Source organism: Streptomyces sp. NPDC048278 (assembly GCF_040652195.1).
GTDB lineage: Bacteria > Actinomycetota > Actinomycetes > Streptomycetales > Streptomycetaceae > Streptomyces.
On the sequence record NZ_JBEZLP010000001.1, the window covers coordinates 184687 to 197423 of the forward strand.

At 73.3% G+C, this 12737-nt stretch carries 14 protein-coding genes; 7 read left to right on the forward strand and 7 right to left on the reverse strand.

Annotated elements, in window-relative coordinates; genetic code table 11:
- Positions 1 to 41 precede the first annotated feature (41 nt).
- Positions 42 to 1787 carry an alpha/beta hydrolase gene (locus AB0D74_RS00885; protein ID WP_362578683.1) on the reverse strand — a complete coding sequence of 582 codons (1746 nt, stop codon included), beginning with the start codon at positions 1785 to 1787 and terminating at the stop codon, positions 42 to 44.
- A gap of 139 nt (positions 1788 to 1926) precedes the next feature.
- Between AB0D74_RS00885 and AB0D74_RS00890 the strand changes: the two genes are divergently transcribed.
- From AB0D74_RS00890 to AB0D74_RS00900, 3 genes are read left to right on the forward strand one after another with little or no spacing between them, the layout of a single operon-like run.
- Positions 1927 to 2271, forward strand: a complete 345-nt coding sequence (locus AB0D74_RS00890) for a hypothetical protein (RefSeq protein ID WP_362578686.1) — start codon at positions 1927 to 1929, stop codon at positions 2269 to 2271.
- A gap of 12 nt (positions 2272 to 2283) precedes the next feature.
- The gene (locus tag AB0D74_RS00895; protein WP_362578689.1) at positions 2284 to 2988 is read left to right on the forward strand and encodes a CPBP family intramembrane glutamic endopeptidase; all 705 of its coding nucleotides are present in this window, start codon (positions 2284 to 2286) and stop codon (positions 2986 to 2988) included.
- A 36-nt stretch (positions 2989 to 3024) separates the two neighbouring features.
- Complete coding sequence (locus tag AB0D74_RS00900; protein ID WP_362578692.1) at positions 3025 to 3759, forward strand: maleylpyruvate isomerase family mycothiol-dependent enzyme; 735 nt, start codon at positions 3025 to 3027, stop codon at positions 3757 to 3759.
- 52 nt (positions 3760 to 3811) lie between these two features.
- Here AB0D74_RS00900 and AB0D74_RS00905 read toward each other — a convergent pair whose 3' ends face one another.
- Positions 3812 to 4213: a MarR family transcriptional regulator gene (locus AB0D74_RS00905; RefSeq protein WP_362578695.1), complete on the reverse strand. Its 402-nt coding sequence runs from the start codon at positions 4211 to 4213 to the stop codon at positions 3812 to 3814.
- Positions 4214 to 4299: 86 nt separating this feature from the next.
- Here AB0D74_RS00905 and AB0D74_RS00910 point away from each other — a divergent pair, with 86 nt between their 5' ends.
- Both AB0D74_RS00910 and AB0D74_RS00915 read left to right on the forward strand, forming a co-directional pair.
- A complete protein-coding gene (locus AB0D74_RS00910) occupies positions 4300 to 5775 on the forward strand; it encodes an MFS transporter (protein ID WP_362578698.1) in 1476 nt (491 codons plus the stop codon).
- 73 nt (positions 5776 to 5848) lie between these two features.
- A complete protein-coding gene (locus AB0D74_RS00915) occupies positions 5849 to 6133 on the forward strand; it encodes a DUF6332 family protein (protein ID WP_362578701.1) in 285 nt (94 codons plus the stop codon).
- Here the strand turns inward: AB0D74_RS00915 and AB0D74_RS00920 are convergent.
- The 3 genes from AB0D74_RS00920 to AB0D74_RS00930 all read right to left on the reverse strand — a co-directional run bounded on the left by AB0D74_RS00920 (position 6094) and on the right by AB0D74_RS00930 (position 8940).
- On the reverse strand, positions 6094 to 6759 hold the full coding sequence (locus AB0D74_RS00920; RefSeq protein ID WP_362578704.1) for a response regulator transcription factor: 666 nt from the start codon (positions 6757 to 6759) through the stop codon (positions 6094 to 6096). The two genes, AB0D74_RS00915 and AB0D74_RS00920, sit on opposite strands and share 40 nt — an antisense overlap.
- Complete coding sequence (locus AB0D74_RS00925; protein WP_362578707.1) at positions 6756 to 8096, reverse strand: sensor histidine kinase; 1341 nt, start codon at positions 8094 to 8096, stop codon at positions 6756 to 6758. Before AB0D74_RS00925 ends, AB0D74_RS00920 begins: the two co-directional genes overlap by 4 nt.
- 163 nt (positions 8097 to 8259) lie before the next feature.
- Positions 8260 to 8940 (reverse strand): TetR/AcrR family transcriptional regulator, encoded by a 681-nt coding sequence (locus AB0D74_RS00930; RefSeq protein WP_362578710.1) that lies wholly within the window; start codon positions 8938 to 8940, stop codon positions 8260 to 8262.
- A gap of 201 nt (positions 8941 to 9141) precedes the next feature.
- On the opposite strand from AB0D74_RS00930, the gene AB0D74_RS00935 reads away from it, so the two are divergent.
- The gene (locus AB0D74_RS00935; protein ID WP_362578713.1) at positions 9142 to 10281 is read left to right on the forward strand and encodes a medium chain dehydrogenase/reductase family protein; all 1140 of its coding nucleotides are present in this window, start codon (positions 9142 to 9144) and stop codon (positions 10279 to 10281) included.
- 26 nt (positions 10282 to 10307) lie between these two features.
- Here AB0D74_RS00935 and AB0D74_RS00940 read toward each other — a convergent pair whose 3' ends face one another.
- On the reverse strand, positions 10308 to 11501 hold the full coding sequence (locus tag AB0D74_RS00940) for a GDSL-type esterase/lipase family protein (RefSeq protein WP_362578716.1): 1194 nt from the start codon (positions 11499 to 11501) through the stop codon (positions 10308 to 10310).
- Positions 11498 to 12133 (reverse strand): TetR/AcrR family transcriptional regulator, encoded by a 636-nt coding sequence (locus AB0D74_RS00945; protein WP_362578719.1) that lies wholly within the window; start codon positions 12131 to 12133, stop codon positions 11498 to 11500. Before AB0D74_RS00945 ends, AB0D74_RS00940 begins: the two co-directional genes overlap by 4 nt.
- A gap of 82 nt (positions 12134 to 12215) precedes the next feature.
- On the opposite strand from AB0D74_RS00945, the gene AB0D74_RS00950 reads away from it, so the two are divergent.
- The gene (locus AB0D74_RS00950; protein ID WP_362578723.1) at positions 12216 to 12710 is read left to right on the forward strand and encodes an FBP domain-containing protein; all 495 of its coding nucleotides are present in this window, start codon (positions 12216 to 12218) and stop codon (positions 12708 to 12710) included.
- Positions 12711 to 12737: the final 27 nt, after the last annotated feature.

Genomic DNA, 12737 nt, shown 5'->3' on the forward strand with positions numbered 1-12737 from the left:
TCGAAGAGGTTGCTGTTCCGGCCCCCGGGCAGCGGCTCGGCTCAGTCCAGCAGCCCCGGTTCCCGCACCGACTCCAGCACCCCGGCCAGTCTCGCGGTGTCGGCGTCCGTCCACCCGGGTGGGCTCGTGATCTCCGCCCACGCGCTGGTCGGCAGGGTTCCGTACCGGTGGCCGAAGCCGTCCGGCACGCTGTCGGCGCCGGCCAGGTCGCAGGCCACCTGCCAGAACGTCAGGAGCGGGTACCACTGCATGGCCGCCGAGACGTCCCGGGCGCGTGGCCGGTCGAGCCAGTCGGGCCGGTGGAAGGCGAGGTCGGGCGACCACCAGACGACCGGGTCGGAGCCGTTCTGGAGGTAGAGCGCGCGGGGCTCGCCCCAGGGCGCGTCCGGGATGCCGTAGTCCGCCGGTACCTGTGCGAAGCGCACATGTGCCCCGTCGGCGACCACCGGCCGCCACTCGGGGCTGCCCGGCTGCCGCCGGGCGGTGACGGACTTCCACAGCGGGTTGTCGTAGGTCGGTCCGACGAACAGCGCGCCGCCGGTCTGCGCGACGAGCGTGGGCAACGAGCCGTCGAGGGCGGACTCCATGGAGAAGGAGCCGAGGCTCTCGCCGTAGACGAGCAGCCGGGGGCGGGAGGCGGCGGGGAGGGTCAGCCACCTGGCGTGGACGGCGTCGAAGAGGGCCCGTCCGGTGGCGGCGGCCTCGTCCTCGGTGAGGGCGGAGACCCAGCTGGGCAGGTAGGAGTACTGCATGGCGACCATGGCGGTGTCGCCGCCCCACATGTACTCCAGGGGTTTGCTGCCCTGCTCGTTGATCCAGCCGGTGCCGGTGGTGCCCATGACGGCGAGGATCCTGCGGGAGAAACCGCCGGTGCGTTCGAGTTCGCGTACGGCGAGGGCGGCGCGTTCGTCGAGGGTGTCGGCGGAGCGCAGGCCGACGTAGACCCGTACCGGGTTCTCGGCCGGGCGGCCGGTGAAGGCGGCGATGTCGGCGCGGGGCGTGGCGGTGCCGACGAAGTCGCGGCCCTTGGCGCCCAGGGTGTCCCAGGGCGCGGCGGACTCGGGGCTGCCGGAGAGGGTGGGCAGGCCCGGCCGGTGGACGCCCTCGGTGGTGCCCTGGTCGGCGAGGGAGGCGCCGCTCTCGATCGCGTCCAGCGCGGCGCGCAGCAGGAAGCCCTGGACGACTCCGACGATCACGAACGCGGCCAGGACGACCCCGGTGGCGTAGGCGACGGGACGCGGGACGAGGGCGTCGAACGCGCGGGCGGCGATGCGGGTGCCGAACCGCACCGTCCGGGCGAGAAGGAGCAGCAGCGTCGCGACGAACGCGGCCACGACCGGGACGAGCGCCCACTGCCACCAGACGATGTGCGGAGGCAGGGTCACCGCCCTGCGGACCTGGCCCTCCCAGCGGACGCTCCATGCGGTGGCGGTGACCACCGCGGCGGCGCCGAGCGCCCACACCGCGGCCCACAGCGTACGGCGGACCCGCGGGCGGACCCGGACACCGGCCCAGCGGAGCAGCAGCCGGGCGAGTGTCTCGAGTACGGCCCCGACGGCGTAGCCGACGGCCGCCGAGACGCCGGCCGCGAGTCCCTGCAACCACCAGGCCCGCGGGAGCAGGGAGGGGGTGAGGGACAGGCAGTAGCACAGGACCGCCACCGCGGTCCCGCCCCAGCACGGCCGCCGCCGGACCACCCGGTCGGGGCCCAGGTGCGGGCGCACCCGTTCCGCCGTCCGCCTGGCCCATTCCTTCGTACGCCTCAGCGCCCTGCCCGCACCACTCACTTCGCCACCTCGGGACCACGATCGGCCACCGCGCGCTCCGCCGCATCCGGAAGATCCTTCCGGACGATCCATCCGGAAGCGGCGGCTCCCGCTCCGGGAAAAGGTGCGCGGCCGGGCCAGCTGTCCCATGGTGGTGGGCATGGCCCAGGCCCGGACGACCGCGCACGCCACCCCGTTCGTCGCCGTGGTCGCGCCGGAGCCGGAGCCGGGCGAGGACCCCGCCTGCGACCGCACCGGCCGTCCCGGCCCTCTCGGCCACACTGTCCGCACCCTCCACACCGGCCGCACCCTCCACACCGGCCGCACCCTCCACACCGGCCGGACCGGCGCCCCGCCGAGGTGGGCGGGTAGGGATAGCGAGGTCGTCGCCGGCGCCGTCGCCCGTGCCGCGCCGGGCCGGGGGCGTGGCGGCCGGCCGGGACGGAGTGGTGACGGCGGGCCCCGCGCGACCTGGCTGGCGTGTCGCGGCCCGGCCGGGTTCTGACCCCCGCCCGCCATGGCCCTCCCCCTGCTCCCCACCCGTACCGCCGTGGCCGCGGTGGTGGCGGTCCTGGTGCTCGCGAACCTGCTGGACAACCGCTGGGCCGGTTCCTGGATCCTGCTCACCGCGGTCCTCACCTCCGCCGTCCTGGTGGGGCTGCTGTTCTGGGCCGGGGGCGGTTGGCCGGAGCTGGGGCTGGGGCGGAACACCCTTGCGGACGGGGTGCGTTGGGGGGTGTCTCTGATCGGGATCGTCGCGGCCGTCTATCTGTGCGCGGCCCTGCTGCCGGTCACCCGCGGGCTGTTCGCGGACCAGCGGACGGACACGCTCAGCGGTGCGGAGACCGCCTTCAAGGCGCTGGTCGCGGTGCCCGTGGGGACGGTGCTGCTGGAGGAGACCGCCTTTCGCGGGGTGCTGTTCGCGCTGCTGTGCCGTCTGCGCACGGCGACGACGGCCGCCGTCCTCTCCTCCGTGCTCTTCGGGCTCTGGCACATCCTGCCCTCGCTGAACCTCAACAAGGAGAAGCCGACGCTGGGTTCGCTCTTCGGGCACTCGACCGCCGGGGCGGTCCTGGTGGACATCGGCGCCGTGCTCTTCACGGCCGTGGCCGGCTGTCTGCTGTGCTGGCTGCGCGACCGCAGCGGTTCCCTGCTGGCGCCGATGGCCCTGCACTGGGCGGTCAACGCCCTCGGGTACGCGGTGGGATTCCTGCTGCGCTGACGCCAGGACCGGCCGCGCATCCGGCAGACTCGCCGCATGGAGACTGCTGAGTACCTCGAGATCCTCGACCGGGAGGGCCGGCTGCTGGCCTCGGCCGCCACGGACGCGGGGCTCGACACCCCGGTGCCCACCTGCCCGGACTGGCGGGTGCGCGACCTGCTGCGGCACACCGGCACCATCCACCGGTGGGCCGCCGGTGTCGTCGCCGACGCCGAGACCTCGCCCCGCCCCATCCCGGACCCCCCGGACCTGGACGGCACGGACCTGACGGACTGGTACCGGGAGGGGCACCGGCGGCTCGTCGACACCCTGGGCGCCGCACCGCAGGACACGACGTGCTGGACCTTCCACCCCGCCCCGGTCCCCTCGCCGCTCGCCTTCTGGCTCCGCAGGCAGGCCCACGAGACGACCGTCCACCGGTACGACGCCGAGGCTGCGCGGGGCGGCGCGGCGACCCCGGTCGGGTCGGGCTTCGCGGTCGACGGCATCGACGAGCTGCTGCGCGGCTTCCACGCCCGCACCCGCAGCCGGGTCCGCAGCGAGCACCCGCGGGTGCTGGGAGTGCGCACGGTGGACGTCGACGCGGCCTGGACCGTACGGCTGTCGGAGCGGCCACCGGTCACGGAACTCGGCGCGTCCCCGGACGCGAAGGCCGAACTCGCCGGTCCCGCCGATCAGTTGTACCTGGCCCTGTGGAACCGGCAGCCGGTGCCGAAGGTGACCGGCGACCCGGATCTGGCCGACCTGTGGCTGACGAACTCAGGGATCTGACCGGCCGATCGCCGTAAACGGCCCGACCGGCCCGCGGCCTGGCCTGCCGGGCTCAGCCCGACTCGGCGGCCAGCATCCGGGTGAGCACCGCGCGCTGCACCGGCAGCACTTCGCCGTGCAGCGCGCGCCCCTTGCCGGTGAGCGCCACCCGCACGCCCCGCCGGTCCTCCGGGCACATGGCCCGCTCGACCAGGCCGTCCTTCTCCAGGCGGGCGATCAGCCGGGACAGCGCGCTCTGACTGAGGTGCACCTGCTCGGCGATCTCCTGCACCCGGAAGCTGCAGACGCCGTCCGCCGCCGGACCGTCGGAGAGCAGGTCGAGGACCTCGAAGTCGCTGCCGCACAGGCCGTGGCCGTTCAGCGCACGGTCCAGTTCGCACTGGGTGCGGGCGTGCACGGCAAGGATGTCCCGCCATTGCTCCACGAGTGCCTGTTCGGGCTTCTTCGCCGCCATCGGGGCACCGTAGCAGAGAACCGCGATTGTTGCATCGTAATTAAATGTGCTTGCATTCGATGCATGTGCATGTAGTGTCTGGATCCATGACCTCTCCGCTCACCGCCCCCACTCCCCAGGGACGCTGGACTCCCCGACTGTGGGGCACGCTGCTGGTGCTCTGCGCCGCCATGTTCCTGGACGCACTGGATGTGTCGATGGTCGGCGTCGCGCTGCCGTCGATCGGCTCCGACCTGCACCTGTCCACCTCGACGCTGCAATGGATCGTCAGCGGCTACATCCTGGGGTACGGCGGCCTGCTGCTGCTCGGCGGTCGCACCGCGGACCTGCTCGGCCGGCGCCAGGTGTTCCTCGTGGCCCTCGGCGTCTTCGCGCTCGCCTCGCTCCTCGGCGGCCTCGTCGACTCGGGCCCGCTGCTGATCGCCAGCCGGTTCGTCAAGGGCCTGAGCGCGGCCTTCACCGCACCGGCCGGCCTCTCGATCATCACGACCACGTTCCCGGAGGGCCCGCTGCGCAACCGCGCCCTCGCCATCTACACCACCTGCGCGGCCACCGGCTTCTCCATGGGCCTGGTGCTGTCCGGCCTGCTCACCGAGGCCAGCTGGCGCCTCACCATGCTGCTGCCCGCCCCGATCGCCCTGATCGCGCTCGCCGCCGGCCTCAAGCTGCTGCCGCGCAGCTCCCGCGAACGCGACCACAACGGCTACGACATCCCCGGCGCGATCCTCGGCACCGCCTCCATGCTGCTCCTGGTGTTCACCGTCGTGCAGGCGCCGCAGGCGGGCTGGGCATCGGCCCGCACCCTGCTCTCCTTCCTCGCGGTCGCCGTCCTGCTGACCGTCTTCGTCCAGGTCGAACGCCGCTCCCCCGGACCGCTCGTCCGGCTCGGCGTGCTGCGCTCGGGCAACCAGGTCCGCGCCCAGCTCGGCGCGATCGCCTTCTTCGGCTCGTACGTGGGCTTCCAGTTCCTGACCACTCTCTACATGCAGTCCCTGCTCGGCTGGTCCGCGCTGCACACCGCCCTGGCCTTCCTCCCCGCGGGCGCGCTGGTGGCGGTGTCCTCCACCAAGGTCGGCGCGATCGTGGACCGCTTCGGCACCCCGCGGCTGATCGCGGCGGGCTTCGCGTTCATGGTCGTCGGCTACGCCCTGTTCCTCCGTGTCGACCTGAGCCCGGCCTACGCGGCGGCCATCCTGCCGTCCATGCTGCTGATCGGCGCGGCCTGCGCGCTGGTCTTCCCCTCCCTCAACATCCAGGCCACCAACGGCGTGGACGACCACGAGCAGGGCATGGTCTCCGGGCTCCTCAACACCTCGGTGCAGGTGGGCGGGGCGATCTTCCTGGCGATCGTCACGGCCGTGGTCACCGCGGGTACGCCCGCCCACGCGTCCCCGCAGGCCGTGCTCGACAGCTACCGTCCGGGGTTCATGGTGGTGGCGGCCGTGGCCCTCGCCGGGCTGCTGATCACCCTCACGGGGCTGCGCGCCCGGCGCCCGCAGCAGACCGTCGTGATCGCCAAGTCCACGTCCCTGGAGGCGGAGCGCGTGTCCGCACGCGACTGACCGGGGACGCCTCCGAACGTGTGCCCGGCGGGGCCTGTTGCCCCGCCGGGCACACGGCTGTGAGACTGCCGGGATGACGACGTACGGGGGACGGCGCGGTCAGGCCGAGCGGGACGCGATCACCGTCGAGATCGGATACGCGCTGTGCAGCGCGGTGTTCGCGGCCGTGGTGGTGTTCGGGGCGGTGGCCGGTCCTGCGCTGCTGTTCCAGCTGCCCGGCGGCCTGGAGCGCACGCTGCCCGTCGCGGGCGCGGTACTCGCCGGCGTGCTGTTCCTCGCCCGGGTCGTCAGCGTGCTGGTCCGTTTCCGGCGCCCGGATCAGCCCAGCCAGCCCGGCCGCACCAACCCCGACTCGTAGGCCAGGACGACCAGTTGGGCCCGGTCGCGGGCGCCCAGCTTGACCATGCTGCGGCTCACGTGGGTCTTGGCGGTGAGGGGGCTGACGACCAGCCGGCGGGCGATCTCCTCGTTGGACAGACCGATGCCGACCAGGGCCATCACCTCCCGTTCCCGCTCGGTGAGCCGGGCGAGGGCGTCGGCGGCGGCAGGCTCCTTGGAACGGGCCGCGAACTCCGCGATCAGCCGCCGCGTCACCCCCGGCGACAACAGCGCGTCCCCGGCCACCACCGCCCGGACCGCCCGCACCAGTTCGTCCGGCTCGGTGTCCTTGACCAGAAAGCCGGAGGCGCCGGACCGGATCGCCTCGAAGACGTACTCGTCGAGCTCGAACGTCGTCAGCATGACCACCTTGACGTCCGCCAGTTCCGGCTCTCCGGTGACCCGGCGGGTCGCGGCCAGGCCGTCCAGACGCGGCATCCGGATGTCCATCAGGACGACGTCGGGGCGCAGTTCACGCACCTTGTGCAGCGCCTCCTCGCCGTCCGCCGCCTCTCCGGTCACCTCGATGTCCGGCTGCGCGTCGAGCAACGCCCGGAAACCGGCCCGCACCAGCGACTGGTCGTCGGCGAGCAGCACCCTGATCATCGGTCCTCCCGTACGTCTCGTACGTCTCGTACGTCTCGTACATCCCGGTCGCCCGAGTCGTCCCGGCCGCTCAAGGGCAGTACGGCGAGCACCCGGAAGCCGCCGTCGGCGCGCGGTCCCGCCTCGATGGTGCCGCCCAGGGCCGCCGCCCGCTCCCGCATCCCGGCAAGACCGTTCCCGCTGCCGCCCGCGTCCGCCCCGGTCGCCGGACCGTCGTCGTCGATCCGCAACCGCAGCTCCCCGCCCCCGTGTTCGAGCCGCACGCGCGCGTGCCGCGAACCCGAGTGCCGTACGACATTGGTGAGGGCCTCCTGCACGATGCGGAAGGCGGCCAGGTCCGCGCCGGGCGCGAGGCGCGGCGGCTCCCCGGTCACGGCCACGGCGAGGCCGGCGCTCGCCGCCTGTTCCACGAGTTCCGCCAGCCGGCCGAGACCGGGCGCGGGCGTCCGCGGCGCGTCTCCCGGGGCGCGCAGGGTGTCGAGCACCTGGCGGACCTCGCCGAGCGCCTCCTTGCTGGCCGCCTTGATGGTGGTCAGCGCCGACCTGGCCTGCTCGGGGTCGGAGTCGAGGAGCGCGAGTCCCATGCCCGCCTGGACGTTGATGACCGAGATGCTGTGCGCCAGGACGTCGTGCAACTCCCGGGCGATCCGCAGCCGTTCCTCGTCCGCGCGCCGCCGGGCCGCCTGAGCCCGGTCGGCCCGCTCCCGCGCCCACTGCTCGCGCCGCAGCCGGACCAGTTCGGCCACCGAGACGATGATCAGCACCCAGGTGGCGACGATCACCTCCTCGCCGGGGCGCGCACCCGTGTCGCCCGGCGGCGGCAGCCACCGGTACAGCCAGAGCGAGATCAGCAGATGCCCCGCCCACAGCATCCCGAGCGCCGCCCAGGCCGCCCTGCGGCGCCCGGCGACGACGGCACCGAAGCAGGCCACGGCGACGGCCGCGAAGACCGGCCCGTACGGGTAGCCGGCGCCGAGGTAGACCAGGGCGAGCGCGGCCGTGCCGAACACCACGGTCACCGGGTGCCGGTGCCGCCACAGCAGGAGGGCGCAGGTGGCCAGGAGCAGCAGGCGGGCGTAGGTGTCGAGGTGCTCGCGGTGGGGCTGGGTGTGGGCGGCGAAGTTCGAGCCCACCAGCACGAGGACGGCGAGCAGGAGGGTGGAGCGCCAGGGCAGGCGGTGGCGGGGGGTTCCGCCACCGCTGGTGACGCCTGCGCCAGGGCCGGGGCCGGTGGGGGCGGTCGCGGTGGCTTCCGGGTGGTTCCACCACGGAGGGCCGTGGTGCCACCACTGTGCGGGGCCGCGCTCCCGTACCCGCTGCTCGTCCATGACCGCCACGCTAGACGCCCTCGCTCCGCGCGAGCGTCAGCCCGGCGAGGTGATCACACGTACTCCCCCGGTAGTAGGTGGCAGGAGGTCGCCGGACCTGGTCGGCGGCGGACCAGTGGCTCGATCGGTGGCTCGATCAGTAGCTCGATCAGTGGCTCGATCGGAGGCCGGGTCAGCGTCCGGTGGTCAGCTCCGCCACCTCGGCGTCGAACAGGCGGTCCGGGTCGAAGCCCATACCTGTGAAGTGGCCGGCGAGTTCGAGGGAGAGCACCCCGTGCACCCTGGTCCAGAAGGCCAGCGCCCGGCGGAGCACTCCCGGCGGCGCGGGGTGGCCGCCGGCCCACTCGCGGTGCTGCGAGAGGTGCGCGGTGAACCCGGCGGAGACCGGCGCAGGCGCCTCGGGCTCGGCCGCCGCACAGACGTCCAGCAGTGCCCCCATGATCTCCTGGGCGATGCCGGTGATGTCCTCGGGCGCGTGGTAGCCGGGGACCGGCGTGCCGTAGACGAGGAAGTAGCGCTGGGGGTCGTCGAGCGCCCAGCGGCGCAGGGCGTGGGCGAGGCCGCGGATACCGGCCGCGGAGTCGGCGGCGGCACGGCAGGTGTCGGCCAGGCCGCGGTACGCGTCCCTGATCAGCTCGGTGATCAGCTCGTCGCGGCTGCCGTAGTAGCGGTAGAGGGCCGGACCGCTCATGCCCAGCTCCTTGGCGATCGCGTTGAGGGACAGGCCCGACGCGCCTGACTTGGCGATCTGCTCCCAGGCTCGCGCCTTGATGTCCGCTCGCACCTGGGCCCGGTACCGCTCGCGGGGGCTCACCGCGTCCGTGTCTGCGCCTGCCTCTGCGTCCGCCGCCATGGCCATCACGCTCCTCTCGCCCGTCCTTGTTTCAAGCTATCACTTTTGAGAGGACTTCTAACGATCGCGACGGCACTACCCATCGCGACGGCTTGACACTTCCGCGAGCACCAGTCATGTTTGTTATAGCTTCTAACGCAAGCGAGAACCTCTCTCGATTGCGACCGCATCTTCACACAGCTACGCACGGAGGCCGTCGTCATGGGAACCGCAGAAACCGCAGGAACCCCCGGAACCGCAGGAACTCCCGGAGCCGCCGGAGTCGCCGGAACGCCCGGAAACGCCCAGCTCGTCGAGGTCGTCCTGCCGGGCATCGTGGAGCCGGAGGGTCTGCGCATCGAGCGCCGGGAGATCCCGGCCCCCGCCGCCGGCGAGATCGTCGTCCGCGTGGAGGCGACCGGCGTGTCCTTCGCGGAGCAGCAGATGCGCCGCGGCCGGTACTACGACCAGCCGCCCTTCCCCTTCGTCCCCGGCTACGACCTGGTCGGCACGGTGCTCGCGGCCGGGGCGGGCGTCGCGCCGGGACTCGTCGGCGAGCGGGTGGCGTCGCTGGTGAAGGTGGGCGGCTGGGCCAGCCATGTCGTGCTCGACGCGGCCGACGCCGTACCGGTGCCCGCCGGTGTCGGCGCGGCGGAGGCGGAGACGCTGGTCGTCAACGGGATCACCGCCTGGCAGATGCTGCACCGCAAGGCGCGGGTGCGCGCCGGCGGCACGATCCTGGTGCACGGGGCCAACGGCGGGGTCGGCACGGTGCTCGTCCAGCTCGCGCGGGCGGCCGGCCTTCGGGTGATCGGTACGGCCTCCGCCCGTCACCACACCGCGCTGCGGGAGTTGGGCGTGATCCCGGTCGACTACCGCGCCGAGGACGTCCCGGCCCGGGTCCGGGAGCTGGCCCCCGGCGGTGTCGACGCCGTCTTCGACCATCTCGGCGGTCGCAGCGTCGTCGACTCCTGGCGGCTCCTCGCCCCGGGCGGCACCCTCGTCGCTTACGGCAGTGCCACCACCCGGGACGACTCAGGTTCCAAGCAGCTGCCCGTACTGAAGATCCTCGGCCGGGTGTGGCTGTGGAACGCGCTGCCCAACGGCAAGCACGCCTGCTTCTTCAACGTCTGGGAAGGCCGCGCCCTCGGCAAGGACCGGTTCCGGGCCCGGCTGAGCGCCGACCTCACCCAGGTGTTCCAGGCCCTCGAGCGCGGCGAGGTCACCGCGCGCATCGCCGCACGGCTGCCGCTGACTCAGGCCGCCGAGGCCCTGCGGCTCGCCGAGTCGGGGACCGTCGCGGGGAAGATCGTGCTGGTCCCGGACGGCGGCGACGGGGCGTCGGCCGACTCGGCGCGATGAGGCCCACCGGTCCGGTGGGCGCCGGCTCAGCGGCCGTCGTCCCCGGTGGCCGCGAACGCGCCGGCATCCGCGAAGGCCAGTCCGGCGAAGCGTTCGCCGATACGGCGGTGGGTGGCCGCGTCCGGGTGGAGCCCGTCGGGCAGCGGGAGTTCGGCCGCGTCGGCCGCGCCGTAGAGGGCGCGGCCGTCCAGATAGTGAAGGTGCGGGTCCTCGGCCGCACGCTGGGCGACGATCCGGGACAGCTCGTCCCGGATGACGTTCAGGGTGAGCTTGCCGCTCGCGCGCTCGGCCGGGTCGCCCACGGCCGTGAAGGTGAGCCGGCCGGCGCCGAAAGCGCTCAGGTCCATGGCGGTGGGGCCCGGCGTGTCCTCGTGCATGGGGCACAGGATCGGCGAGACGACCAGCAGCGGGGTACTGGGGTGCCCCTCGCGGACGGTGTCCAGGAAGCCGTGCACGGCGGGGCCGAAGGCGCGCAGCCGCATCAGGTCGGTGTTGACGACGTTGATGCCGAGCTTGAGGCTGATCAGGTCGGCGGGGGTGTCCCGGACGGCGCGGGCGGTGAACGGGTCGAGCAGGGCGCTGCCGCCCAGCCCGAGGTTGACCAGCTCCACCCCGGCGAGCGCCGCGGCGAGCGCCGGCCAGATGGCGGTGGGGCTCGCGGCGTCGGAGCCGTGGCTGATCGAACTTCCGTGGTGCAGCCAGACCTTGCGGCCGTGGTCGGGTACGGCGGTGAGCGGGGCGTCGGTGCGCAGTGCGACCAGTTCGGTGGTCTCGTTGTGCGGCAGCCAGATCTCGACCGACTTCTCGCGCTCGGGCAGGCCGGTGAAGCGGAGGGTGCCGACCGGTCCGGGGCGCAGCTCCGTGGTCCCGGCGCTCATGTCGACGACCTGGACGGTGCCGCCGGACACGCTGCCCTGGCCGGCCAGGGTGCCGTCGACGAGGAGGTCGTAGACGCCGTCCGGGCGCGGCGGCGCGCCGACGTAGAGCCGCTTGGTGGGAAGGGTGTCCAGTTCCAGGGCGGTGGCGCGGGTGCGGAACACCAGTCGTACGCCGGAGGGCTGGGACTCGACCATGGCGAGCTGCGGGTCGGCGCACTGGGCGCGGGCCCGGGCCGGGAGCCGGTGCGGGAGGACGCCGTGCCGCGTCCGCTCCAGGTCGAGGGCGCCGCGCAGGAGGTCGGCGGTGATCGGCGTGGTGATCCAGCGGGGGTCGGTGTTCATCGCCTCTGCGTTCCGTCCGTCTTCCGTGGGTGTGCCGTCGGTGTTCCGTGCGAGGGGGGTCGGGTCGGGGTGGGCCAGTTGCGCAGCAGCACGTCGAGGGCGTCGAGGACGCGGGTCCAGGACTGCTGGCTGTCGGGGGCGCTGTGGCTGAAGCCGCCGCTCAGTTCGAGGTCGACGTAACCGTGGAAGACGCTGCCGATCATCCGGACGGCATGGGTCTCGTCCGGTTCGGGCAGGTCGTAGCCGCGCAGGATCGCCCGGGTCATCCGGGAGTGCCGGCTTCCGGCACTGGCCGCGGCCGTCTCCGGGTCGAGGCGCAGCCGGGCCGCGGTGTAGCGGCCGGGGTGGGCGTGGGCGTAGTCGCGGTAGACGTCGGCGAACGCGACGAGGGCGTCCTTGCCGGCCCGTCCGGCCAGCGCTTCGGCGGCGCGGTCGGCGAGCTCCTCCAGGGCCAGCAGCGCGATCCTCGTCTTGAGGTCCTGGGAGCTCTTGACGTGCGAGTACAGGCTCGCGACCTTCACGTCGAACCGCCTGGCCAGGGCCGAGACCGTCACCTGGTCGAAGCCGACCTCGTCGGCCAGCTCGGCTCCGGCCCGGACCAGCCGTTCCGTGCTCAGTCCCGCTCGCGCCACGCCGCTCCTCGCCTCCGCCCTGCTGTTGCCTGAACCGATTATGCATTTGCCTAAAGCTTTTAGGCAAAATAGCGTGCGCTGCATGAGACAGCTGACCGAACAAGAGATCCGCGCCGCGTTCGTGAACTGCACCAAGGGCGCGGCGAAGCGGCTGAACATCCCGCACGACCTGGACGAACGGCCGTGGGCCGAGCTGGACTACTTCGGCTGGCGCGACCCGCAGGCACCCGACCGCGCCTACCTGGTGACCGAGTCGGCCGACGGCCTCGCGCGGGCGGTGGCGCTGCGCTGCCCGAGCCCGTCGTCCTGGCAGACCCGGCGCAGCATGTGCTCGATCTGCCTGACCACGCACACCGGAGGCGTCTCCCTGATGGTCGCCGCCAAGGCGGGCAAGGCCGGGCAGCAGGGCAACTCCGTGGGCGCCTACCTCTGCAGCGACCTGGCCTGCTCGCTCTACGTGCGGGGTCTGCGGGACCCGGGCGTGGGCGGGCGGATGCCGGAGTCGCTCACCCTGGAGGAGAAGATCCGGCGGACGGCCGGGAACCTCGCCGCGTTCCTGGACAAGGTGACGGGGTGACCGGATGACCCGGTGACCGGATGACCG

Bases quoted from the DNA above. Each gene is read 5' to 3' on its own strand.
- AB0D74_RS00890 (WP_362578686.1), top strand. From the start codon at position 1,927: ATGGCCCAGGCCCGGACGACCGCGCACGCCACCCCGTTCGTCGCCGTG.
- AB0D74_RS00895 (WP_362578689.1), top strand. From the start codon at position 2,284: ATGGCCCTCCCCCTGCTCCCCACCCGTACCGCCGTGGCCGCGGTGGTG.
- AB0D74_RS00900 (WP_362578692.1), top strand. From the start codon at position 3,025: ATGGAGACTGCTGAGTACCTCGAGATCCTCGACCGGGAGGGCCGGCTG.
- AB0D74_RS00905 (WP_362578695.1), bottom strand. From the start codon at position 4,213: ATGGCGGCGAAGAAGCCCGAACAGGCACTCGTGGAGCAATGGCGGGAC.
- AB0D74_RS00910 (WP_362578698.1), top strand. From the start codon at position 4,300: ATGACCTCTCCGCTCACCGCCCCCACTCCCCAGGGACGCTGGACTCCC.
- AB0D74_RS00915 (WP_362578701.1), top strand. From the start codon at position 5,849: ATGACGACGTACGGGGGACGGCGCGGTCAGGCCGAGCGGGACGCGATC.
- AB0D74_RS00920 (WP_362578704.1), bottom strand. From the start codon at position 6,759: ATGATCAGGGTGCTGCTCGCCGACGACCAGTCGCTGGTGCGGGCCGGT.
- AB0D74_RS00930 (WP_362578710.1), bottom strand. From the start codon at position 8,940: ATGGCGGCGGACGCAGAGGCAGGCGCAGACACGGACGCGGTGAGCCCC.
- AB0D74_RS00935 (WP_362578713.1), top strand. From the start codon at position 9,142: ATGGGAACCGCAGAAACCGCAGGAACCCCCGGAACCGCAGGAACTCCC.
- AB0D74_RS00940 (WP_362578716.1), bottom strand. From the start codon at position 11,501: ATGAACACCGACCCCCGCTGGATCACCACGCCGATCACCGCCGACCTC.
- AB0D74_RS00950 (WP_362578723.1), top strand. From the start codon at position 12,216: ATGAGACAGCTGACCGAACAAGAGATCCGCGCCGCGTTCGTGAACTGC.